This is a genomic window from Paenibacillus sp. 276b, from assembly GCF_900107875.1.
Lineage (GTDB): Bacteria > Bacillota > Bacilli > Paenibacillales > Paenibacillaceae > Paenibacillus > Paenibacillus marchantiae.
On the sequence record NZ_FNRR01000001.1, the window covers coordinates 957,907 to 982,929 of the forward strand.

Here is a 25,023-nt window from a genome sequence, read left to right on the forward strand (position 1 = left end):
CTTGTCGGCTTTTTGTATGTAAATTCAAGAAGTATTGCCTAAGATTCGTTCAATGATATTGCATATGATGCATGAACTTAATGAAACAGCGATATGTGTTCAATATGAAGACTGGAGGAACGATCTGTGGGTATTGAGAAATCACAACCGTTAAGAAGCAAATGGCTAAAAACAAAGCAGCTTATCAATAATGATTCAATAAAACCGTTCATACCTGATACACAAAAGTTTAACAAGGTGAATCTAAAATCCATGATAGCCAGATATGGAATGTTATATATCAAGCCTGAAATAGGAACTCATGGAGTGGGCGTCATTAAGGCTGAGATGGAAAATCAACATGATTTTGCGTATCAGATGAATCAAAAACGTCTGACGTTTAATAGCTTTGATTCGTTCTATAAAAGTCTTGCACACGTTGTGAAACAGCGAAGCTATCTCATTCAAAGAGGAATACATTTGCTAAAACACAACAACAGGCGCTTTGACATCCGGGTCATGGTACAGTTAAGCCCAGAACAGCAGTGGGAAGCAACGGGGGTTATCGGTCGACTTGGACATTCCAAAAAAATAGTAACCAATTATCATAACGGCGGTCAGCCAATGGATATTCATAAGCTTCTGGAATCTCATGTGTCCGCAAAGCGCAGAAATGAACTGATTCAGGAGATGAATAAGCTGGGTGTTGGGATAGCTCGTCATATGAACAAGAAATACAAGCGATTGAAGGGAATTGGCGTGGATATTGGACTGGATCAAAGTCTGACACCCTGGGTCATTGAAGTGAATGCCAAGCCGGACCCTTATATTTTTAAACAATTAAAAGACAAGACGATGTATCGCAAGGTAATTCGGTATTTCCGCCATACGGATCATAAGCCATAAAATATCTTCAGCTTAACTTTGGACATCCTTGATTCCGAATTGTTACATGCAGAGAAAGCTTCCTATTATCACGACTTGGTGAGCAGGAAGCTTTTTTGCTTGTTTTCTTAAGAAGGTCATTCTAATTCATGTCGTAATTTTATATAGTTATTGTCGTAAGTTCCTATTAAAATTAGATCAGGTCTGTGTTAATTTATAGTTAGATGTCAGAATATCATATAGTATGGAGGTTAATCATAGTGACCATTCGAATAGGTAAAATAAGCTTATGGCACGTACATGCCTGGGATTATATTAAACAGGCTCAGGAGCACGAAGATACGGTGATGGCTGCTGTATGGGATGAAGATGCCGAGCGCGGACAGGAAGCTGCTGAACGTTTGAACGTGCCATTCTATGCTTCTCTGGAAGATATGCTAACACAGGACAACATCGATGCCGTCATTGTGGATGCACCGACACGTCTTCACGAAGAGGTGATCACTGCTGCTGCGAAAGCGGGCAAACACATTTTCACAGAAAAAGTTATCGCTTCAACGATTAAAGAAGTAAATACGATCATTTCGGATGTACAGGATAACGGAGTGAAAATGACGGTATCTTTACCGCGTTTGAACGATGGATATACATTAACGATTCAAGATGTTCTGAACCAAGGACTACTTGGTAAGGTGACTTATGTTCGTGTGCGTTTATCGCATAACGGTGCGATTGGCAATTGGCTGCCTGAGCATTTTTATCATCTGGAAGATTGTCAGGGCGGGGCATTAATTGACCTCGGTTGTCATCCGATGTATCTGACGAATCTGTTCCTGGGTCAAGAAGTGACTGGGGTTAATGCTAATTTCGGATATGTTACTGGAAAAGAAGTGGAAGATAACGCGGTTGCTACGTTATTTACGGATTCCGGAGCAATCGGTGTAGTCGAGGCTGGGTTTGTGAACAGTCATTCGCCGTTTGCGATAGAGGTTCATGGTACGGAAGGCACACTTTTATACGGAACACCAGAGGATAAGCTGCTAATCCGCACGAATGTTGGTTCAGATCAACAGAAGGAATGGACAGAGATTCCTTTGCTGGACAGAAGAGAAAGCGCATTCAGCCAGTGGGTATCCCATATTCAGAATGATACGATTGCTACCGAGAATTTGCAGACGGCTACTCAATTGACTCGCCTGATGGAGGCTGCCAACCTTTCTGCGAAGGAAGGGCGCAAAATCTCCTTGAAGGAGTTACAGGGATAGGGTTTGGGAGGTGCCGCATTGAGCCGATATCCTTTTGAGAAGATGCTTGAACGACAGGATATCCTGGAAAGATTGGATGTCTCGATCCTGTGGGGACACTACGAGATACGAGTTCTGCGATTTCATCTGACTTCTTTTCCAGCAGGCAGAATCGTTGATTTTCATAACCATGCGGAATTCGAGTTACATTTCATCCCGAGAGGGAAAGGAAAAGTCATTCTGGGGGATGAGATGCATCCGCTCTCTGAAGGCATGCTGTATTTAACGGGTCCGGGTCTTGTTCATTATCAGGAGGCGGATTCCCAAGAGGCCATGGATGAACTATGCCTGCATGTGGATATCATTGAACATCCCAGAGAGGGTGTAGATCCCGGGGAGGCAGCAGAGTCAGAGGAAACGATCGAAAAGCTTAGAACACTTCCTCTTGCTCCGGTACATGATTATCATCGCGCCATGAACTGTTTCCTGGAAGCTTATGAGGCTTGTGACCGTAAACTGATTGGATATTACACGTCCATTAAGCAGCAGGTGATCAGTATTCTGCTGAAAACCGTCCGAGCCTACGATATCGGGGGGAATCGGGCGGAGGCTCCTGTGCGAGACATGTCTGTGTACAGGTACGATTATGCCATTCAGTATATGGAGGCAAATCATCCCTCAGCAGTAACGCTGGAGAATGTAGCGGAGAAGCTGCATATTAGCAGCAGACAACTGCAACGAATCTTTTATCAGGTTCAGCCGGAAATGCCTTTCAGCCGTGTGTTGGAGGATATCCGCCTGCGCGCGGTGTGCCGCAATCTGGAAGAAAGTCATGTTTCCATCGAACAAATTGCCCTGGCTTCAGGGTTTACCAATGCTAATTATTTACATGCTGTTTTTCGCAAGCGTCTGGGGATGACCCCATCGGCTTTCCGTAAAATGAAACAACCAAACCAAAAGTGAGGGTGATTAGATATGAGTAAAACGTATCGTGTAGGGATTATTGGCTGTGGCGGGATTGCAAACGGCAAACATCTGCCAAGTTTGAGCAAGCTTGATAATGTAGAACTGGTTGCTTTCTGTGATATCGTTCAGGAACGTGCAGAAGAAGCCAAAGAAAAGTATGGTAGTTCCGAAGCACAGGTATACACGGATTATCAAGAATTACTTCAGGATGAAACGATTGATATTGTTCATGTTCTTACGCCAAATATCTCTCACGCAGAGATTTCTATCGCCGCACTGGAATCCGGAAAACATGTGATGTGTGAAAAACCAATGGCCAAGACATCTGCTGAAGCGCAAAAAATGCTTGAAGCAGCCGAACGTACGGGTAAAAAACTGACCATCGGATACAATAACCGTTTCAGAGAAGACAGCTTGTACCTGAAGCAGCTGTGTGAAGCTGGCGAACTGGGTTCGATTTACTTTGCCAAAGCACATGCGATCAGAAGAAGAGCAGTACCAACTTGGGGTGTTTTCCTTGATGAGGAAAAACAAGGCGGCGGACCGTTGATTGACATCGGTACACATGCACTTGACCTGACGCTGTGGATGATGGATAACTATCAACCGAAGGTTGTTCTGGGCACAACGTATCACGAGCTTTCACAAAGAGAAAATGCAGCGAATGCATGGGGCCCATGGGACCCGGAAAAATTCTCGGTTGAAGATTCCGCTTTCGGTATGATCGTAATGGAGAATGGCGCGACAATTATGCTGGAATCTAGCTGGGCGCTCAATTCACTGGACGTGGATGAAGCGAAATGCAGCTTGAGCGGAAGCGAAGCGGGTGCAGATATGAAGAATGGCCTGCGCATCAATGGCGAGAAATTCAGCCGTTTGTACACCAACGAAATTGAACTGAGTGCAGGCGGGGTCGCTTTCTACGATGGAAAGAGTGAAAGTGCACCGGATGTAGAGATGAGAAAATGGATTGAAGCGATCGATAAAGATCTGGAGCCGGTTGTAACTCCTAAACAGGCTTTGGTGGTTTCACAGATCCTGGAGGCACTCTATGAGTCCGCTCGTACAGGTAAAGCCGTTTACATGAACGAATCCAATCAAGCCTAAAATACATTCCAAAAACCTTTATCCTCATCAGGAGGATAAAGGTTTTTGTTCTTTTATACGCTATCCATTTGTCTATACCGTGCCTTACTTCTGTACGTATATAGAGAGAATAATCCAAATTAAAAAGATGTTTCTGTCTAATGCAGATGCATCTTTTTTTATTTGGAAAACGGGTCGAGTTGAAAACTATTTTTAAATATATTCAAAAAAAAGTATTGCATATCTGTTTAGTCGGAATTATATTAATGGTATAAGGTCTAGACCATTTACAGATCGGAGTGTTTGCATGTCCAGTACGTTTTCATTTCGTTTTGAAAAAGTATCTACCAAAAAGGTCAGTGAATTTATTAGAGAACAACTGGAAGAAGCCATCATACTCAAAGAATTAATGAGTGAAGAACAGCTTCCTTCGGAACGAGAACTGGCCGAGATTTTTAATGCAAGTCGCATTACGGTACGTGAGGCGTTATCTACGTTGGAAGACAAAGGTCTGATAGAGAAGCGCGTGGGGGCTAAGGGTGGAACGTTTGTCTTGCCTCTGACAGCCAATTCTCATAAACGCACAAGAGAAGAAATTAAACGGGATTGGGAACAGATGCTGAAAGTGTTTGAATACCGGACCATTATTGAGCCGGAAGCGGCTTTTCTGGCTGCTGAGCGGATTACCGCAGGCGAGCTGGAGCTGCTGGAAGCTTATATGGAGCAAAGCATTGAACCTCATTGTACAAGGGAATGGTTTCGGGCTCTGGATGTGAAGTTCCATCTAACCATTGCCAAGGCATCCGGGAATCCATACTGCGAGGCGGCCGTGAGACAGATCCGAACAAAAATTAATCCGGCATTGGACCTAATGCCATATGATGACCGAATCCGCTCCGTCAATCATGGGATACATATGGAGATTCTTGCAGCACTGAAAGCACATGACAGCATCAAGTCCCGGGAGACCATGAAAAGACACATCGAATTCTCGGCTGATGCGATCTATGCCCGACTGGTATCAGAATCGGATGACAAAGAAGGGAATGAGAACTAATGGACCAATCACAACTATATCAACGTGCACAAGCATTGCAGCCCCAACTCATTGCCTGGCGGAGAGATTTCCATCGCCATCCGGAAATCGGCTATGAAGAATTCAGAACGTCAGAGATCGTAGCCAAACACTTGGAAAGTCTGGGTCTTGAAGTGACGCGTAATGTCGGAAAAACCGGAGTTGTAGGCTTGTTGAGAGGAGAGACAGAGGGCCCCACTTTTGCACTTCGGGCAGATATGGACGCATTGCCTATACAAGATCAGAAGTCGGCTGAGTACAGTTCGCAAGTAGAAGGCAAGGCGCATCTGTGCGGGCATGATGCACATACAACCATTCTGATGGGAGCGGCGGAGCTGCTAACGAGCCTCGGCCGACCGAAAGCGGGTAACATCAAATTTGTGTTTCAGCCTGCGGAGGAAGGATTGGCAGGTGCACGTGCCATGATTCAGGATGGAGTACTTGAGAATCCGAAAGTGGACGCGATTGCAGGATTGCATATGACTCCGGGACAAGATACGGGTACCGTCGGGGTAAGCAAAGGTGTGGCGTTTGCCTCGGCAGACCGTCTGGTGATTCGGGTACTTGGCAAGGGTGGACATGCTGCGAGGCCGCATGAAGGTATCGATGCCATTGCCGTATCTGCTCAGGTCATCTCTGCACTACAGAACCTGGCTAGTCGTATGGTAGACCCGCTGGAGCCGGTTGTGGTAACGATCGGTAAAATAACTGGAGGCTACATGGGAACCGCCATTGCACCGGAGGTTGAGATGATCGGCACGGTTCGTACACTCTCCCCAGCCATTCGTGAACGCATGCCAGCCTTGATTGAACAGGTCGTAAGTGGTGTGTGCAGTTCGTTCGGGGCGGGTCACGAGGTCATCTATGGTGATGGCTACCCCGTTGTGGTTAACGATCTGGGTATGGTTGACCTGCTTGCGGAGACCGTTGATGGACTCGAATGGGCGAAGGGATGGAGTAGTATTCCGCCATCTACGGGTGGCGAAGATTTCGCATTCTATTGTGAACAGATTCCGGGTGTTTTCTTCCGATTGGGTTCAGGGAACGAGGAAGAGCGAACCCGTTACCCGCTTCACCATCCGATGTTCGATCTGGATGAGACGGTCATGCCTTATGGTGTAGGCATGCTGTCCGCCGTAGCGCTTGAATATTTGGCAAGACACACAACTTCTTAGGGGGAGCATGGGAAATGAAAAAAAGACAATGGACTAGCATGTGGATCACTTTATTGGCTGTAGTACTGGTACTGAGCGCTTGCGGTGGTAAGAGTACGGATAGCAATTCGGCATCCAGTGAATCTGGCAGCGGTACTGCTGCCAGCACTACACTTACAATCGCAGCTGCTACGGATATTGAGAGCTTTGACCCGCACAACAACAATAATACATCCAGTGAAGCGGTACTGGTCAACGTATTTGATTATCTGATCAAAAATGATAGTGAACAGAAGAAGGTTCCAGGTCTCGCGACTTCATGGGAGCAAGTGAATGACACCACATGGCGCTTTAAGCTCCGTGAAGGCGTGACCTTCCATAACGGTGATCCATTCACATCAGCAGATGTGAAGTATACACTGGAGCGCGTAGCTAAAGACAGCACACTGAAACAAAACAGCTACTTCAAAAACATTGTTGAAGTGAAAGCGGTCGATGAACATACGGTAGATATTATTACAGACGGACCAGATCCGTTGCTGCTTAACCGTCTGTCCAAAATGGGGGCAGGCATCTTGCCAGCAAAATATATTAAGGACAATGGGTTCGATAAATTCCTGAAACAACCGGTTGGCACAGGTCCATACAAATTCAGCAAATGGACAAAAGATGATCGCGTTGAACTGGTGAAAAATGAAAATTACTTCGATGCTGAACCGAAATGGAATGAGGTTGTATTCCGTGTCATCCCGGAAGCTTCCACACGTGTATCGGAACTGCTGGCTGGTGGTGTTGATATCGCAGCATCCATACCGTCGACAGATATTGCTCGCATTGAAGGCGAAGCAGACAAAAAGATCGTCAAAGCACCGATTCAGCGTGTACTTCAGTTGATTTTCCGCCAAACAGAGGGCAGCGTCACAGCTGATCCGAAGGTTCGGGAGGCCATTGATCTGGCGATTGACAAGCAGGGCATTGTAGACAGCATTGCCGGAGGTGCAGGTATTGTGACTCGCACATCCGTAACGCCTGGCAACTTTGGGGCAGATCCTTCGTTGTACAAAACATCGCTTTATGATCAAGAGAAGGCGAAGCAACTGTTGCAGGAAGCAGGTTATGCAGAAGGTGAAGCGGAGATGACCATCTCGGTATCCTCTCAATACAAAGAGCCTGCCGAAGTCGTGGCAGCGATGCTGGAGCAAGTGGGCTTCAAAATTAACCTGGACGTGCTGGAACCAAGTGCTTTCAGTGAACGTTACAGTTCCAAGTCATTCAAGGAAATCTTCATGATCGGAATTGGTAATTCCCTCTTTGATGCTTCAAATAACTACAATCGTTACATGTTGGAAGAGGCCAAAGGTGAGTCGGACTATAACAATCCGGAAGTGGAGAAATTGCTCCAGTCTGCGCTTATCAACATGGACCCGGCTACCAGGGAGAAAGAGTACCAGCAAGTACAGCAAATTCTTGCTGAAGATCGCCCAGCTGTGTATCTGTACCAGATGGAAGGGGTTTATGGTACCGATAGCCGTGTGAACTTCAAGCCGCGTAGTGATGAAATGTTCTATGCTGACGAGATTACACCTGCACAGTAACTTCAGACAGAACAACCTGTTATGACAACGATAAGCCGAGAACGGCAGGGACTGCACCACGTTCCTGTCGTTCTTTTTTAAAAGGAGGTGGACAGAGAAATGGGCAAATATGTACTGAAGTCACTACTGCAGGTTATACCGGTTCTGTTCATTGTTTCGTTAATCGTATTTATATTGGTCCGCGTCACGGGTGATCCGGTAGCTCTGATGCTGCCCGAAACAGCTACTGCAGAAGACCGCGCTGTATTAACGCAGGCACTCGGACTGGACCAGCCGTTATACACGCAGTATATGAAGTTCCTTGGCAGCGCCTTGCAGGGAGACTTTGGTCAATCCTTCCGTTATGGAGAACCGGCTTTACAGCTTGTACTGGAACGATTGCCGGCCAGCTTTGAACTGGCTGTTGCAGCGATGTTTTTTGCCATTGTTATGGCTGTACCGCTTGGAGTTGCCTCAGCAGTCAAACGTAATACATTTACCGATCTGATCATCTCCGGGATATCGGTCATTGGTAAAGCTATGCCAAACTTTTGGATGGGTATCATGCTCATTTTGTTATTTTCCGTGATGTGGGGAGTTTTACCTGTATCCGGCCGCGGCGGAGTATCACATCTGATATTGCCAGCCTTTACGCTAGGGGTAGGGCTTGCTGCACAAATGACTCGTCTGATTCGCTCCAGCATGCTGGAAATTCTGAGTCAGGATTACATCCGTACAGCACGGAGCAAAGGGCTTGGCCGGATGGTCGTGATTGGCAAACATGCGTTTCGCAACGGATTGATTCCGGTCGTGACGATTATGAGTTTGCAGTTCACAAGCTTAATTGGTGGAACATTGATTACGGAGACGGTATTCTCCTGGCCCGGGCTAGGTCAGTTGCTGGTTGTTGCAGTCAACACCCATGACATGGCGATTGTACAGGCCGCCGTTTTTGTCATTGCGTTTATCGTCGTTGTAACCAATATTTTGACAGATGTGGCCTACCGGCTGCTTGATCCACGCATTAAATACGATTAGAAGGAGGTGCAATCGATGACAGGCAGCAATGAAATGCCAATGCCGGGTGCAGAACAGGAACAAGAGAATGTACGTACACCAACAGGACTTCGCTATATCTGGAGACAACTGATCATCAGCAAGACCGGAATATTTGGCGCTGTGCTCGTATTGTTGGTTGTGTTAATCGCCATATGTGCACCTCTGTTAACGAGTCATGATCCTGGTGCAGTGAATCCTCTCAATCGTCTTAAACCGCCAGCTTGGCTTGATGGGGGAACGGCTGAATACTGGCTGGGTACGGATAATCTGGGCAGGGACATGTGGAGCCGAATCGTATATGGTGCGCGGGTTTCATTAATTGTAGGTATGGGAGCAGTCATCGTGTCCGGAATCATTGGTGCTATTCTTGGTCTCTTGTCCGGATTTTACGGAAAATGGCTGGATGCGGTTATTATGCGTGTGGGTGATGCATTCATGGCTATCCCTACGATTCTGTTTATGCTCGTTGTGATGGCTATTGTAGGGCCAGGGATTACGACGCTGATTTTGGTTATCGGTGTGACGAACTGGGTGCCTTTCACCCGTGTGGTCCGCAGTGAAGTGTTGAGTATCAAGGAACGGGACTTTGTACACGCTGCCAGATCAATCGGTGCCAAGAATGGGAGATTGATTCTAAAACACATTCTGCCGAATATTTTATCTTCCTTTATCGTGATCTGCGGTATGAATGTTGGGACCACGATTATTATGGAAGCTTCGCTCAGTTTCCTGGGCCTGGGCATTAAACCACCTGACATTTCCTGGGGAGGCATGCTCAGTGATGGAAGACAATATGTTGCAACAAGCTGGTGGGTGGCAACTTTCCCTGGACTAGCAATTACGCTGACGGTTCTTGGTGTCATTTTCCTGGGAGATTGGCTGCGCGATGTACTTGATCCACGTACGGATACAAACAAGAAATAAGAGGAACGGAGAAGGGAGCCATGGACATGAATAAAAAACCGATCTTGCCAGAGGACTTAGTTCATTACCGCTGGGTTAGCCAGCCTGTAATCAATCAAGATGGTCAGGTGGCATACGTTGAACAGACGATTGATCAGCAGAAAAATGAATATATTACGCAAATTCGTGGCGTTTCACTTGATGGTAGTGGGGACAAGCCGCTTACAGACGGCGTAAAGGATTCATCTCCTTCTTGGTCACCAGATGGAACACAGCTCGCTTTTTTACGATTGGAAAGTGGGGGTAAAGGGTTATGGACCCTTGCGTCAGGTGATACAAAGGCTATAAATCTCATCTCGCCTGAGCGCAAGCTTTTACAATTTGTCTGGTCCCCGGATGGGCAATATATTGCATTTACAAGCAAAGTTGTGGAAGGCAAAGATGAAGCGATAACTGACAAAACATCAAAGACAGAAAAACCATCAAAGACAAACGAATCACCTAAAGTTAAAGTAACTCCCCTGAGAGGCAAGGTCTTTGAGCGCACGACACCCAAGGCAGAAGGCTCCGGCTGGTGGGATGGTCTGTATAGCCATCTGTTTGTATATGAGATCGGAAATGGAACCATTACACAGGTAACAACCGGATCATGGAATGTTGCTGCTCCGGTATGGTCGCCAGACGGTCAGGCTATTTCCTTTATTTCCAAGCAGGTACAGGATGAGGGGCTGGATGCCGATCTGTTGTACTTTGCGGATGTACATACCGTGAATCTGGCAAGCGGTGAGCAGCGCAGAGTAACGGATTCCAGTCTTCAGGTGAGCCAGTTCGCATATTCACCCGATGGAGAGCAACTGATTCTGATCGCCAGCGACCGAGAGTACGGAAGTGGCAGTCACAACAGACTATATGAAGTGCCGAGTAGTGGAGGTATTCCAAAGCAGCTGGCACCTGATGTTGATATGCAGTTGGGGAACGCAGCACTTGGAGACATGAAATCGGCAAGCCCATCTCCGTCGCCACTGATGGATGACCATCATGCGCAACGTAAGGCATATGTACTGGGTACACAGGGTGGAAATGTGGACGTGTATCAAATCACCGAGGATGGGTATTGCCAAGCCGTGACAGGAAGCGGGGAGAAGGATGTATACCAATATACCCTGTCACCTGATGGTAAGACGCTGGTCATTGGCGTATTAACTGAGGATCACCCTGGAGAATTGTACCGTGTGGATGTTAACAGTGGTGATATGTTCAGACTCACCCGGCGAAACGATGAATTTTTGGCAGGTTTGGAAGTCAATGTACCTGAGCGTGTCGAGTTTACATCGTCGGACGGATGGCCCATTCAAGGTTGGTTGATGAAGCCGGTTATGCAGAAATCGGACACGAAAGTGCCGATGATATTACAGATTCATGGTGGACCGCACGCCATGTATACAGGCATCTTCAGCCACGAAATGCAGACACTTGCTGCACAGGGATATGCCGTTCTATGGGTAAATCCCCGGGGAAGTATGGGATACGGGCAGGAATTCGCCAGAGCTTGCCGAGGAGATTTTGCCGGGGGAGACTGTCGTGATCTGCTTGAGGCGGTGGACTATGCACTGGCAACATATGATTTTCTGGATGAAACACGTCTTGGTATTGGTGGAGGCAGTTACGGAGGCGTCATGACTAACTGGATCGTAGCTCATACCCATCGATTTAAGGCAGCAGTAACGCAGCGTTGTATATCCAATTGGTTGTCCCTGTATGGAACCAGTGATATTGGAATCTCCTATGTGGAGGGGGTAATTGGCGGCAATCCGACAGAACATGCAGACATGTTATGGGCCCGTTCTCCCCTTGCTCATGCGCACAAGATTGAAACGCCACTTCTGATTATGCATGGAGAGCAGGATTATCGTACACCGATCGCACAGGCGGAGGAGTTATATTCTACGTTAAAACGATATGGAAAAACGACCAAACTGATTCGATATCCAGGCTCCAATCACACTTTGCTCAAAAGCGGAAAACCCTGGCTTCGCGTGGATAGCTTTGAACAGGTCAATGCCTGGTTTAATCAATATCTCAAAGATGGAGAGGGCGGAGCATGACCGTGTTCAGTTATCCATTCCTGTAGCTCTGCTAGTCGAAAATGTTCTGACGAGCGGTGAACCGAGCGAATTAATCATTGATCGTTTACAGAGAAAAGAGTTCTCTTCGTTGTTATCCAAGATCAAGGAACCAACGATGGATCTCAAGGCAGATCAGGATTATATCCAGGAAGATCTGACACTGAAAGATATTCATTTGACCTTGCAAGAGACCGAGTTGCTGCAATTGTTAGTTGGCAGACAGTGGATTGTGCAAGAAGAACAAGGTAAAGACCAGAGAGACAAGGACAGAGACACATCGTTAAGTATCCCTGTTCATATCCGATTAAAGTACTAGCTAAACACATTTATGGAGCCAAAAGCCGCGATTTTCGCGGTTTTTTTATTTGAAGCAGCTCCGTTTTCTATAAAAAAGTGACTTGACTTTTGCAGACGTTTAAGCAGGTACTTGACATCCGTATGGTATATTATAAAAAGCTCTTTTAATGGTGAACACATGATAATCATACAAGATGGGGTGTACGTGATGTATCAATATAAGGATCAGGAATATGAAGCTGTACATTTTGAAGGACGCGACTTGCGTTATGGAGAACTAATCAGCTGTGTTTTCAAACAGTGTACCTTTATGAACGCTTCGATGGAAGAAATCGAGACAAGCAACTGCCGTTTTATCGAATGTGACTTTAAAGGTGCTTCCATGAATGGCTCCATCCATAGAGAATCGGCGTTTGAAAACTGCTTATTTGGTGGTGCTAATCTATTTGCTTCCAAATTCACCTCCTGCAAGATGACGGGATCGGACTTTTCCGGTGCACAAATGGATGGTATTACACTAAGTCAGGGTGATTGGTCTTATACGAATCTGAGACATACCCGGTTGGGCAAACAGGATTTGCGAGGAATTCGTTTCTTTGAAGCCGACTTTACGGACACGGATTTTACCAAAGCGGATCTGAGAGACTGTGATCTCACAAGAGCAGTTTTAAGCAGAGCCAAGCTGCAAGGGGCCGATCTTAGAGGCGCTAATCTGGAAGGAATCGATCTGAAATCATTGGATATTAAAGGCGTACGTTTGGATCGCGAACAAGCCGTTCTGTTTGTACGATCTTATGGTGCGAAAGTAGATTAATTTGAACATATACTGCTACAGTTCCTGCTAGTAATATAGAAAATTCAAAACTTTAAAAACGTCATAAACTGTATGAAGCCACCAAAAAGGTGGCTTTTTTGGCATGAATGATTTCCATTTAAAACAAATTTTGAAGGAATAAGAGATATAACCAAGGAATAGTAAACATAAGTTTCAAATAAAAGGAGGCCATTATGACGACTGCATTAATTACTATTGTTGCTGTTATTGGTTTTGGGATTATAACAGGCACAATCACTATGGTTATGATATTTAAACTGCTTCGTAACAATAAACACAAACAGCATTTTCGAAAAAGCATTTTAACGGAGGGAATACCCGCAGAGGCGGTTATTCATGATATTACACAAACTTCATCCAGTATGGATGGAAGGCCGGGAGTGCGACTGGATTTGACCGTAACCCAAGTTGACGGCCGTACCTTTCCCACGATTGTAGAGACATATATCCCGGTTACACATATTCCCCAATTTCAGAAAGGAAATGTCATTCACGTAAGATACATTGTAAACGGAAATGAACGAAAGGTTGAGGTAGAGGATGCCTATGTTCCGTGAATTTGACTGTTGAACGCAGCAAGGGGGGACATATTACATAAAATGGTTCAGGTTCTACATTGACTAGAGATATGAATTGATTTAGAATCAATTTATCTTGATAATCTAGATACTTTATTTTCGAGATAAATTGATAGAAGAATCGAGGCAGTTCATATGAAAATTAATCACTTAAACTTAACGGTAACTGACGTTATTGAGGTTCAACATTTTCTCGAAACATATTTTGGATTAACCTGTTACGTCAATGCAGGTAAATCATTTGCGGCTATGACCGACGACGATGGATTTTTATTAAACTTAATGTATGGCAAGGATATCAAATATCCAGAAACTTTCCATGTAGGGTTCCCACAAGACAGTAAGGAAGAGGTGGATAACTTGAACCAACGTCTCAAGAACGATGGAATTCAGGTAGAAAGCCCGGCTATTGTTCATGGTTCCTACACCTTTTATCTTCAGGCGCCAGGTGGAATCACACTTGAAGCATACTGTCTCATCGAAGGGGAAGATCCAACCAAAGGACCTCGTCCATCATTTGGAAAACTATAAAAATGAATTCCATTGAAGCCACGAAATTTCGTGGCTTTTTTTTGTATTCTACGATAATCTGATTATAAAATGAATTTGTTGAAAAATGACAAAGTGATAAATTTTATTTATCGAAATGAAATTGAATTTCATTCATGAAAGTTTCATGAGTTCGTTTACATACCATAGAAAATATTTTATAATTGTCATCGGAAGAACCATAACTAACCAAAAGTTATTAAGTGTTAAAAATACATTAAAAAGACGTAACGTCAAGAGACATCATGAAAGAAGGCAATTAGTAAATGAACTCATTTTTTGTGGATTCCAATGGAAACTTAAAAACCTCTTTGAAAGGTAAGGATGTTCTGTCCAATCCCATGTTGAACAAGGGTACTGCCTTTAACGAAGAAGAAAGAAGAGAGCTCAACCTGAATGGCATCTTGCCACCGATGGTTTTAAATATTGAAGAACAAGTGAGTCGAGTATATCAGCAATTGCAGAATGAATCGGATAATTTGCGGAAAAGCATCATGCTTAGTGATTTGTTCAACCGAAATATTGTACTATTCTACCGTCTAATGAAGGATCACCTTAGTGAAATGCTGCCGATTGTGTATACACCTACGGTCGGACAAGCCATCCAGGAATACAGCCATCAGTACCACAGACCGGGTGGTTTATATTTATCCATTAATGATATGGATGGACTGGAAGAAGCTTTCCGCAACAGTGGATTACATGCTGGAGATGTGGATTTGATTGTGGTGACCGACTCGGAAAGTATTCTGGGCATCGGAGACTGGGGCGTTGGCGGCATTAAAATTGCCATTGGTAAACTTGCGGTATACACAGCAGCCGTAGGCGTTGACCCAAGCCGCGTATTGCCTGTTGTGCTGGACGTTGGAACCAATAATCCCAAATTACTGAATGATCCATTGTATGTGGGCAACCGTCATGAACGGATTCGCGGGGAAAAATATGATCAATTTATCGAAGCCTTTGTGAAAGAAACAACAAAGTGGTTCCCGGATATCCTGCTTCACTGGGAAGACCTGGGCAGCGTGAATGCCAGAAATATTATACAGAAATACGGGGAAGAACTGCTTACGTTTAATGATGATATTCAGGGAACGGGTGCGGTTACACTTGCGGCGATTATGTCCGGAGTTCAAGTGACGGGTGTGCCTCTTCGTGAGCATCGTATCCTTGTATTTGGTCCAGGGGCCGCTGGTATTGGTAACGCGGATCAGATTCTTGACGCCATGATGGAAGAAGGACTTGAGAGGGAGGAAGCGGAGAACCGGTTCTGGGCTTTCGATTACCGTGGAATCCTTACTGATGAGACGGAAGGCCTATTTGAATTCCAGAAACCATATGTGCGCAAAGCTGCGGAAGTGGAAGATTGGGCATTGAATGAGCAAGGGCAGGTCAGCTTGCTGGAAGCTGTGAAACAGATCAAACCAACGATTCTGATCGGCACTTCTGGTGTAACAGGTGCCTTTAATGAACAAGTTATCAAAGAAATGGCGAAGCATGTGGAACGTCCAATCATTATGCCAATGTCCAACCCGACCTCACTTGCCGAAGCAGCACCAAGAAGTCTGATTGAATGGACGGATGGCAAAGCATTGATTGCAACAGGCAGTCCATTTGAATCTGTCATGTTTAATGACACTTTATATGAAATTGGTCAATCCAATAATGCTTTTGTGTTCCCTGGTTTGGGCCTGGGAGCGATTGTTGCAAAAGCATCAAAGTTCACCAAAAACATGTTCACCGCAGCTGCAGTAGCCGTAGCTAATTCGGTAGACTCCTCTGCTCCAGGTGCTCCACTTCTGCCAAGAGTGAAAGAGCTGCATGCTGTTTCGTACAAAGTTGCAGTGGCAGTCGCTAAGGCGGCAGTGGAAGATGGCGTTGCGCGTGTAGAGCTGAAAGACGTTGAAGAGGCGGTAAAAGCTGCCATGTGGCATCCAGTGTACAAACCGCTGTATGCGGCCGTTTAATAATTGAAATAAATTGAATACAGCGCATGGTGACTATAAATCCATGAGGGTCGGGTGTAAGATGGAGTTTAAAAGGATCGACATGATTTCTCGCCTTGACCCATGGCTGTATTCCATGTTAAGTTTCTGATATTAAATTGTGGAGCTTTTAAAGGGGGATAGAGCGATGACTGAATTAGAGGTTGTAGATGTTTATGTGAACCTGTCAACGAACATGAACACTGACATGGTTCACAACATAACTAATCAGAATCCGGCACTTTATCCTCCTATGCATAGATCATCTTGGCGTTAAATTTTTGGACGCCAGGTTTCTTTATCGTATAGTCAGGTTGATGTAACGCAAAAAAGCACCGGTGAATGGGGGCTTTTTTGCGTTTTTTCATTTGAGGATATTCTAATCACTATGACAGAAGGAATGTGTCATTCATTCAAGGGCGGACTGAAATTCTGATTATGTTCAAATATAAAGTGAGGGACCATGTCGTGGTAAATACCCCGTCGGTTAACTTTTATATTTCACATAAAAAGGATGATCTTTATGTCTTTAATCAGCGTTACCAACCTAACCTTTGCCTATGATGGCAGTTACGATAATATATTTGAAAATGTGAGTTTTCAGCTGGACTCGGATTGGAAATTGGGCTTTACCGGAAGGAACGGCAGAGGTAAAACGACATTCCTCCAACTGCTGCTTGGTAAATATGAATACAGCGGAACTATTTCTGCGAATGTCAGCTTTGAGTACTTTCCTTTTCAGGTTGAGAATAAAGGAGCTATGACCCTCGATATCATTGAAGATGCTTATCCTGAATATTTACAATGGCAGCTTGTGCGTGAGCTTAACCTGTTAAAAGTTTCGGAAGATATCCTGTATCGGCCTTTCGATTCCTTGTCTAACGGAGAACAAACGAAGGTGATGCTGGCTGCCTTGTTTCTGAAGGATAATCGATTTTTGCTCATTGATGAACCTACCAATCATCTCGATATTCATGCCAGAAAACTCGTTAGTAATTATCTTCGCAGCAAAAGTGGATTTATTCTGGTGTCACATGATCGATCCTTTTTGGATAACAGCGTAGACCACATCCTGTCCATTAATAAAAATAACATCGAGATTCAGAAAGGGAACTTCTCCGCTTGGTGGGAAAATAAACAAAGGCAAGATCAGTTTGAACTTACAAATAATGAAAAATTAATAAAGGACATCAAGCGTTTATCCGATTCTGCCAAACGGACGGGTAGATGGTCGCATGAAGTGGAAAGAACCAAAAATGGTACGAGAAATTCCGGTTCTAAGGTGGATAAAGGCTATATTGGACACAAGGCTGCCAAAATGATGAAACGTTCCAAAAATATCGAGCAGAGACAGCAATCCGCCATTCATGAGAAGTCCAAACTTCTGAAAAATATTGAGAGTGCAGAACGTCTACAGATTCATCAACTGGATTTTCACAAAAAAGAACTTGTCGAATTGGAACATGTGTCGATTGCATACGGCTCCAATATGGTATGTAAGGACGTGAATTTCACAGTTGAACAAGGGGATCGTATTGCGCTTTATGGTAAAAACGGATCGGGGAAATCAAGCATCCTTAAACTGATTTGTGATGAGAATATCCCTTATACAGGTTATTTTCGAAAGGATCACCAGCTTAAAATCTCGTATGTGTCGCAGGACACTTCGAATCTCGGCGGCCATTTATCTGACTATGCTGTCACGCAGGGAATCGATGAAAGCCTGTTTAAATCCATCCTAAGAAAGCTGGATTTTTCTAGGTTGCAATTGGAGAAGAATATCTCAACGTATAGCGCTGGCCAAAAAAAGAAAGTGCTGATTGCTAAAAGTCTCAGTGAGCAAGCTCATTTGCACATTTGGGATGAACCTCTCAATTTTGTAAATGTCATCTCTCGCATGCAAATTGAAGACTTGCTGCTGGAGTACTCCCCAACCCTTCTGTTTGTAGAGCATGACAGTGATTTTTGCGCAAATATTGCAACAAGAATTATCGAGCTATAAGCAACAGGGAAAGAAAAAAGATATAAATTCTAAGAGCCGCCGCTTGGCGGCTTTTAATTATCACATCTATCTTTGCAATACATAACCAATCATAGGTGATGCTTGTTAGTGTTCAGACATCGGAATTATGAGGAATTATGCTATAATTTTATAGTCACAGCTAATCAAATGATGGTTCATTGAATCAATTTATAGAATAAACTCCCCAAGAGGTGTAAACCCGTTGAAAAAAGAAATGACATCGATGAAGCAAACGAGACTTAATTCCATCCTGGACAAAGCAACCAAACTGCTGATTGAAAAGCCCAATGCATCCATGAATGATATCGCAGACTCTGCAAAGATCGGCATTGCGACCCTTCATCGTTACGTGGAGAGTCGCGAACAATTAATGGTTTATCTGGGCTTGCGTGCGATCGAGGTGGTCAGTGAGGCCATGAAAAACATTCAGCTGGATGAGGAAAACTGTGAAACATATATTCCTCAATTAATTGAAGTGCTTATTCCGTTAGGAGATAAAATATTTTTCCTTACCCATGATGCAGCTATACACTATAACCCTGAGATTGAGGGAGCAGATTTGAAGCTGAGAGAGCCTATACTGCATGCGGTCAGCTTGTTGCAGCAAAAGAATTATTTTCGTCAGGATGTCAATAAAAACTGGATTGTAGATGTGCTATATTCTATCCTCTTTCTGACGTGGCAGCAGGTTGTAAGTGGTGACATTGCGCGTAAATCAGCAGCTTCGCTGGTTGTGGATACGTTCTATCATGGCTTTAGGGCCAGATAAGTAGGCTCTACCTTATAACAACATACAATAATGCAATATTACACCCCATTGTGGAGTCGGTCGTGTCATTGGATACGAGACTCACTTTGGAGGTGTTTTTTTTGCGTGGAGAGCTAGCTATGGGCGCTACTTGAAAGGCGCATATTTTCTTTTCGGTACGTATTCAAATTTTAACAGAGTTCAGAATTTAAGATTTCAAACTTACAAAAAATGATATAAATTTCTAGTAGATTCAAATCATTACCAAATTAAGACAGTGAATTTGCGACAAGGAGGTCGATAATCTGCGCTGAACTCGATAACGTTTCAACTCGCTTTAGCACTCATTCCATCATATCCAACAGGAGGGATTCCATGCTTTACACCATTATTGTGCCAGTTAACCAGGACTATAACATTTTGAACCTTTTCACGGACTCATTGCTACGGACAGTAAGCCCGTCCACTCAAATCATTTTTATCAACGATGGTTCCGGTTCTGCTGTCTTACAGCATTTGGAGAAACTGAAACAAGAGGTTAAAGAAGGTGTAACAATTGAAATTCTTCAGCATGATTTTCCACTCGGTTGCGCTGTATCAATCAATAGCGCACTTCGGCGAGCAGAGGGAGATTATATTTTCTTCCTGGATTCCGATACGATTCTTCAACCGAACTGGCAATCAATGATGAAAGAGACGATGGACAGCGACATTACGATCGGTATGATTGGCGGTGTTCTGCTCTATCCGCAAACGGGAGGTGTGCAGCATTGTGGTATTGCATTTGCCGATACAATTGGTCGCCACTTATTTCTGAACGCTTCGCCTGAAGACATTCCGAAGGAAACATTTTCAGTTCAGCTTGTTGTATTCGCCATGTTCGGCATGAAGAGAGAAGTGTATGAAACGGTAGGCGAGCTGGATGAGAAGTTCTTTAACGGATATGAGGATTTTGATTATCAGATGCGAGCACGGGCAGCCGGATATGATACGGTCATTAATCCGAATATTCTCGCCTATCACTGGGAACGGAGCAGTGGCATTCATCGCAACTTTAACCGGAAAAACAATCTGGCACGTTTCTGGAAAAAGTGGGGTGGGGAAATTGAGGCCGATGTTTGGCCATTCGTATTCGGTCATCTGAAAGAACAGCTGGATAGCCAGAGTGAATATCATCATCTGCCGATCGTTGGCATTGATCTTGCAGAAGTACGCAGTGACGCGGATACGTTCTGGACCAAGCTGGAGGAAGCTGACATTGCGCCTGTTGCCGAGGTACGTGACTATTCCAACCGCTTTAACTCTAATGGAGCGATCTGGCTGCCGCAGGTTCTGGGTAAGGAGCTGATTCATAGCGAGAACCGATTATTGTTTCTGGTGGACAATTTCGCTCGGTTGCTGGAAAACCGTTACTGGATCGAGATGAGACATGCTCATCGGGCTAAAGATCTGATTATTGATCTGTATGGCAATGTCATCACTATGGATCGCATATATGATGGCTGCTGGCCAGGCTCCAAAGTTCGCTAACTCACAAACCAAGTAAACAGGGAGGAACCAAAGGTGAAATCAAAAGAGAGCACGCTTGATCGTGCCGTAAGGTTTACACGGAATCTGGAGTGGTTGGAACATGTCGAGAAGGTTATTCCGAGCGGATGCAGTACGTTAGCTAAAGCACCAGAACGATTATTTCCGGGATATACACCCGTATGCTGCGCAGAGGCACGCAATTCCCGTTTTATAGATATCGACGGAAATGAATGGCTGGATTGTGAAATGGCCATGGGTACGGCGCCATGGGGACATGCACGGCATGAAGTTCAACTAACCGTCATCCATCAGCTGAAAAAAGGGACAAGTTATTCTATTCCTGCTGACATTGAACTTGAATGCGCTGAACTGATTTTGGAACGATTTGAAGGCCGCTACCCCTCATTACGTTTCACCAAAAGCGGCGCCGATGCAGTCAGTGGAGCCGTACGTCTGGCTCGTGCGGGAAGTGGAAAAAGCAGGGTCATCGCGACGGCCTATCATGGCTGGCATGACTGGTCTGCGTATGGATACTATGGCCGCGAAACGAAAGAACGAGGCATCCCCGTGGATATCGAGCGCACAACAATCTGGATAGATAAGCCCTCACCAGAGCGTATTGAGGCCCAAATCCAATCCTCTCCCGAGGATATCGCCTGCATTGTCCTTTGTCCAAATGAATGGAAACGTGAGCCGTTGGCGCAAGTTGTATCCTTATGTCGGTCATTGGATATCATTGTCATATTTGATGAAGTCACCTCCGGCATTCGAATGGGCAAGCAAGCTACAGCTGGGGAGTATGACATCTGGCCGGATCTGCTTTGTATTTCCAAAGGCATGGCGAATGGACTGCCACTCGCAGCCGTAATGGGACCAGAACATCTGATGTCATTATCAGGACAGGTCAGATTCAGCAACGCGCATTCCAGTGAGACCACTGCGCTCGCGGCAGCGATTGCATGTGAGCGATTGATGAAAAGCGCTAAAGTATGGCCTAGCTGGCGCGAGGCCACCATTCGAATTATGGATCTGATTGAAGCTGAACTCGTACTTCTTGGATTAACCGATCAATTGGTGTTGAAGGGTACCTATGCGAGCTTCTCCATTAGCTCTATTTCGGAGGAAAACTTTCATACCGATCCGTTCCGTGAGTTCATGGTCAAAAGAATGGCCCACTTCGGAATTTTTACCAAAGGGTACTTTATTTTCTCAGATGCTCATACCCGGGATGAATTATTGTGGGTGGAGGAAGCTCTCTTGCAGACACTTTCCGACTGGAAAGAAATGCTGAAACAGGAACACCTTTTGAATTGAGATTTACGAAAACGTTTAAAATTTTATTCAAATAAGAACATCGACTAGGAGGAATATTCAATGAAAGCACTCGTATATCAGGATCTTAAACAGGTGACTTACCAGGATATTGATGAGCCAACCATACAAAAGCCAAACCAGGTAAAAATTAAAATCTATGGTTCAGGCATCTGCGGTACAGACCTGAATATTGTCAAAGGCAAAGTGCCGGCGAATAAAGGAACGATTATTGGTCATGAAGGTGTAGGTACAGTGGTTGAGGTGGGCGACGAAGTTCGTGGTTTCAAGATAGGTGATCGGGTATTGGTTGATCCCACGCAATCTTGCGGTACCTGCTCCTATTGCCGTGAAGGTCTTTTCATCTATTGCGAGAATTTTGATGACTATCAAGTAGGGATGACGACGCACGGTACATTTGCAGAATATTACGTAGGGGATGAGAAGTATATCTATGCCATCCCGGATTCCATGAGCTGGGAAACCGCTATGATGATTGAACCACTGGGATGTGTACTTCAGACGTTCATGAAAGCAGGGACTAAGCCAAGTGACTCTGTACTGGTCCTCGGTTCTGGTGCAATCGGTTCTCTGTGTCAGCTTGTGAGCAAACGATTGGCAAGGCTTACTGTAGGCACGGAAGTTGATCCATTCCGCAAAGAGTTCGCTTCAGAGATCGCGGATCATGTGTTCTATCCTCAGGATCTGACACTGGATAAAGTATACGAGATCAATAATAACAAGAAGTTTGATATTGTAGTGGACGCGGTTGGTAACCAGCTTCATGTGGGATTTGAGATGATTGCCAAAGGCGGCAAGATCATTCCTATGGGTTATGACGACAGCTATGAGGTGACGTTCAAATCAACTGCCGTAATTAATGATGGTATTAGTATCATTGGTGCGGTAGCTAATCACTCGATGATCAGTACAGCATTGAAATTTGCACAAAGTATTCCGGAACTGGAGCAAATGGTTACCTCCAAGGAACTGCTGAGTGATTATGAACAGGCATTCAATGGGACAATTGGGTATCATCTGCGTAGCGGAGAGAAATTGCCCATGAATTCGGTTAAAACAGCTCTAATCTTGTAAGTATGTAGACATTGTCGGGTTTGCCGCTGCGAAAAGAAGGAGTTCGCAGCGGTGAAAACCACCGCAAAAAAGGGGGAGATATCGATTGAAGCTGCTACAGGATTTGCCGAGAAATCCGCGGTACTCCATCTTACTTGAACCGGTATGGGCCATTCCGGGCACGATTGTTCTTTTTTATGCTCCCTTATATATGAAGGAAGCCGGACTTTCGGATATTGAAATTGGTTTGATCAATTCGGTGAATCTTTATTTTGCCTTTATATTTCAGTTATTTGCGGGTTCAATCACGAATAAGCTTGGCCGCAAGCGAACAACACTGATTTTTGATCTGATTGCTTGGAGTGTTCCCATGTTCATCTGGGCTTTCTCCCAGAATTTTTGGTTGTTTCTGATCGCTTACCTGCTTAATGCAACCTCCAAATTTGTGACGGTTTCCTTCAACTGTCTAATTATTGAGGATGTTGAGGAACACAAGCGATCCAAGGTATTCGCCATTCTCAACATGATCATTACTGGTGCTGGAGTACTGACACCGATCGCTGGGGTAGTGATTGCTGATGTTGGCATTGTGCCAACACTAGCCAGTATTTATTTTGTCGGTGGCATCCTCATGACCGTCATGTTCTTCATTCGCAACCGATATACGGATGAGACCGCAGTAGGGAAGGAACTTATGGGAATGCATAGCCAGACCCGGGTGATCCAGAGTCTGGCTTCCAGTATGCGACTTTTCGGCAAATCATTCTACAAACGGAGACTTTTACCGATTATTCTCATCACGGTGCTTTCCAATCTGATCCTGCAGCTGAACTTTTTTCAGGTGATTTTTTTCAAGGAACAATTAAAATTCAATGATCAGATTATTTCATTTATCCCGGTCGTCACCGCTGTAACCGTCATGCTCTTGTATTTGGTCATTATCCCGCGTCTGAAACGGCGTTCAGAAGAGAAGTATGTCAGTTTCTCGATCATTTTGAGTACAGTGGGGGCAATACTTTTTCTGTTGATCCCTGCGGGAAATATAGCCATGTTATTTCTGACTCTAATTGTACTGGCGGCAGGCAATTTCATCTTACAAACGTACCGGGACTCACTGCTTATGAACCGATTGGGTACACATGAAAAAGCGGATATGTTCTCGGCAGTGCAGACCGTCATGACGTTAACCGCGATTCCATCAGGTTACCTGACAGGGCTACTGTATCACTATAATCCTGTGCTGTTATTCAGTGTCATTCTTATATTTTACATCGTACTCATGGTCATTATGTTATTCCTCCCTGATCCCCAGAAACACTCCCAAGTGATCAGTTCTTACAAAAATATGTAGGAGAAGGGGTTTTCTGTATAACGAACGAATATATAATACAGAAAATGAACCTGGGAGGCATAGAAATGACAAACGTATTTGCAACAGAAACAAGAAACCAAATGAACTGGATTAATGAGCCGAAGACCTGGTCTTATACCGATCAAGGCGTTCTAATTGTAGAAGCTCAGGCTGATACAGACTTTTTCCAGGACCCAGCGGGTAAACACATCCGTGCAACCGCGCCATTTCTGTCGATGCCGGTGCCTAACGATTTTGAAATGACGACCCAGCTAACCGTGGACATGCAACATCAGTATGATTCCGGATGTTTGATGGTGATGGCGGATGAACGAAACTGGTGCAAGCTTTGTTTTGAGTATGATGGAAAAGCAGCTACCATTGTGTCGGTAGTAACGAAGGAAGGTTCATCCGACGATTGCAATTCGGTTGAAGTTCCCGTAACGAATCCTTATCTGCGCATACGCAAAGTGGAGGACTGCATTTCATTTTTTTATTCACCCGATGGGGTGGAGTGGAAATTAATTCGATATTTCGGCATGCCGATAGAGGGGGAGATCCGGGCTGGAATTGTTGGACAGTCACCAGCCGGAACGGGATGCACCTGTCACTTTTTATCGATGAATGTTACCCGTCCGGACGTGACTGCACGCTTCTAAGCCCATTTTCCCGCCAATCGGCTGATCATTGG

22 protein-coding genes are annotated in these 25,023 nt (G+C 44.8%); all 22 read left to right on the forward strand.

Annotated elements, in window-relative coordinates:
• Window positions 1–126 precede the first annotated feature (126 nt).
• The 22 genes from BLV50_RS04180 (at window position 127) to BLV50_RS04285 (ending at window position 24,991) form a co-directional block, all read left to right on the forward strand.
• Entirely contained in the window at window positions 127–885 is a 759-nt protein-coding gene (locus BLV50_RS04180; RefSeq protein ID WP_063565212.1) for a YheC/YheD family protein, read from the forward strand.
• Between the two features lie 239 nt (window positions 886–1,124).
• Window positions 1,125–2,129 carry a Gfo/Idh/MocA family protein gene (locus tag BLV50_RS04185; protein ID WP_256337841.1) on the forward strand — a complete coding sequence of 335 codons (1,005 nt, stop codon included), beginning with the start codon at window positions 1,125–1,127 and terminating at the stop codon, window positions 2,127–2,129.
• An 18-nt stretch (window positions 2,130–2,147) separates the two neighbouring features.
• A complete protein-coding gene (locus BLV50_RS04190) occupies window positions 2,148–3,071 on the forward strand; it encodes a helix-turn-helix transcriptional regulator (RefSeq protein WP_256337842.1) in 924 nt (307 codons plus the stop codon).
• 12 nt (window positions 3,072–3,083) lie between these two features.
• Entirely contained in the window at window positions 3,084–4,181 is a 1,098-nt protein-coding gene (locus tag BLV50_RS04195; protein WP_072732707.1) for a Gfo/Idh/MocA family protein, read from the forward strand.
• Window positions 4,182–4,467: 286 nt separating this feature from the next.
• Entirely contained in the window at window positions 4,468–5,217 is a 750-nt protein-coding gene (locus tag BLV50_RS04200) for a FadR/GntR family transcriptional regulator (protein ID WP_063565209.1), read from the forward strand.
• Window positions 5,217–6,410, forward strand: a complete 1,194-nt coding sequence (locus BLV50_RS04205; RefSeq protein WP_090806081.1) for a M20 metallopeptidase family protein — start codon at window positions 5,217–5,219, stop codon at window positions 6,408–6,410. The genes BLV50_RS04200 and BLV50_RS04205 overlap by 1 nt, the downstream gene beginning before the upstream one ends.
• A gap of 14 nt (window positions 6,411–6,424) precedes the next feature.
• Window positions 6,425–7,984: an ABC transporter substrate-binding protein gene (locus BLV50_RS04210; RefSeq protein WP_072732708.1), complete on the forward strand. Its 1,560-nt coding sequence runs from the start codon at window positions 6,425–6,427 to the stop codon at window positions 7,982–7,984.
• Between the two features lie 99 nt (window positions 7,985–8,083).
• On the forward strand, window positions 8,084–9,001 hold the full coding sequence (locus BLV50_RS04215; RefSeq protein ID WP_063565206.1) for an ABC transporter permease: 918 nt from the start codon (window positions 8,084–8,086) through the stop codon (window positions 8,999–9,001).
• Window positions 9,002–9,040: 39 nt separating this feature from the next.
• Entirely contained in the window at window positions 9,041–9,946 is a 906-nt protein-coding gene (locus BLV50_RS04220) for an ABC transporter permease (RefSeq protein ID WP_371121424.1), read from the forward strand.
• Between the two features lie 26 nt (window positions 9,947–9,972).
• Window positions 9,973–12,030 carry an alpha/beta hydrolase family protein gene (locus BLV50_RS04225; protein WP_090807466.1) on the forward strand — a complete coding sequence of 686 codons (2,058 nt, stop codon included), beginning with the start codon at window positions 9,973–9,975 and terminating at the stop codon, window positions 12,028–12,030.
• Complete coding sequence (locus BLV50_RS04230) at window positions 12,011–12,367, forward strand: hypothetical protein (protein ID WP_072732709.1); 357 nt, start codon at window positions 12,011–12,013, stop codon at window positions 12,365–12,367. Before BLV50_RS04225 ends, BLV50_RS04230 begins: the two co-directional genes overlap by 20 nt.
• Before the next feature lie 189 nt (window positions 12,368–12,556).
• The gene (locus BLV50_RS04235; RefSeq protein WP_063565203.1) at window positions 12,557–13,162 is read left to right on the forward strand and encodes a pentapeptide repeat-containing protein; all 606 of its coding nucleotides are present in this window, start codon (window positions 12,557–12,559) and stop codon (window positions 13,160–13,162) included.
• 194 nt (window positions 13,163–13,356) lie between these two features.
• Window positions 13,357–13,740, forward strand: a complete 384-nt coding sequence (locus BLV50_RS04240; RefSeq protein WP_072732710.1) for a hypothetical protein — start codon at window positions 13,357–13,359, stop codon at window positions 13,738–13,740.
• Window positions 13,741–13,896: 156 nt separating this feature from the next.
• Window positions 13,897–14,292, forward strand: a complete 396-nt coding sequence (locus BLV50_RS04245) for a VOC family protein (protein WP_072732711.1) — start codon at window positions 13,897–13,899, stop codon at window positions 14,290–14,292.
• A gap of 284 nt (window positions 14,293–14,576) precedes the next feature.
• Window positions 14,577–16,277 carry an NAD-dependent malic enzyme gene (locus tag BLV50_RS04250; RefSeq protein ID WP_090806083.1) on the forward strand — a complete coding sequence of 567 codons (1,701 nt, stop codon included), beginning with the start codon at window positions 14,577–14,579 and terminating at the stop codon, window positions 16,275–16,277.
• Window positions 16,278–16,818: 541 nt separating this feature from the next.
• Window positions 16,819–18,297, forward strand: a complete 1,479-nt coding sequence (gene abc-f, locus BLV50_RS04255; protein WP_090806084.1) for a ribosomal protection-like ABC-F family protein — start codon at window positions 16,819–16,821, stop codon at window positions 18,295–18,297.
• A gap of 223 nt (window positions 18,298–18,520) precedes the next feature.
• Window positions 18,521–19,087 (forward strand): TetR/AcrR family transcriptional regulator, encoded by a 567-nt coding sequence (locus tag BLV50_RS04260; protein WP_090806086.1) that lies wholly within the window; start codon window positions 18,521–18,523, stop codon window positions 19,085–19,087.
• 354 nt (window positions 19,088–19,441) lie between these two features.
• Complete coding sequence (locus BLV50_RS04265) at window positions 19,442–20,596, forward strand: glycosyltransferase family 2 protein (protein WP_090806088.1); 1,155 nt, start codon at window positions 19,442–19,444, stop codon at window positions 20,594–20,596.
• A gap of 33 nt (window positions 20,597–20,629) precedes the next feature.
• The gene (locus BLV50_RS04270; RefSeq protein ID WP_090806090.1) at window positions 20,630–21,910 is read left to right on the forward strand and encodes an aminotransferase class III-fold pyridoxal phosphate-dependent enzyme; all 1,281 of its coding nucleotides are present in this window, start codon (window positions 20,630–20,632) and stop codon (window positions 21,908–21,910) included.
• A gap of 60 nt (window positions 21,911–21,970) precedes the next feature.
• Window positions 21,971–23,002 carry a zinc-dependent alcohol dehydrogenase gene (locus tag BLV50_RS04275; RefSeq protein WP_063565196.1) on the forward strand — a complete coding sequence of 344 codons (1,032 nt, stop codon included), beginning with the start codon at window positions 21,971–21,973 and terminating at the stop codon, window positions 23,000–23,002.
• Window positions 23,003–23,087: 85 nt separating this feature from the next.
• Window positions 23,088–24,332, forward strand: coding sequence for an MFS transporter (locus BLV50_RS04280; RefSeq protein WP_072732718.1), 1,245 nt, complete (start codon window positions 23,088–23,090; stop codon window positions 24,330–24,332).
• Window positions 24,333–24,397: 65 nt separating this feature from the next.
• Entirely contained in the window at window positions 24,398–24,991 is a 594-nt protein-coding gene (locus tag BLV50_RS04285; RefSeq protein WP_072732719.1) for a DUF1349 domain-containing protein, read from the forward strand.
• The last annotated feature ends 32 nt before the right edge of the window (window positions 24,992–25,023 follow it).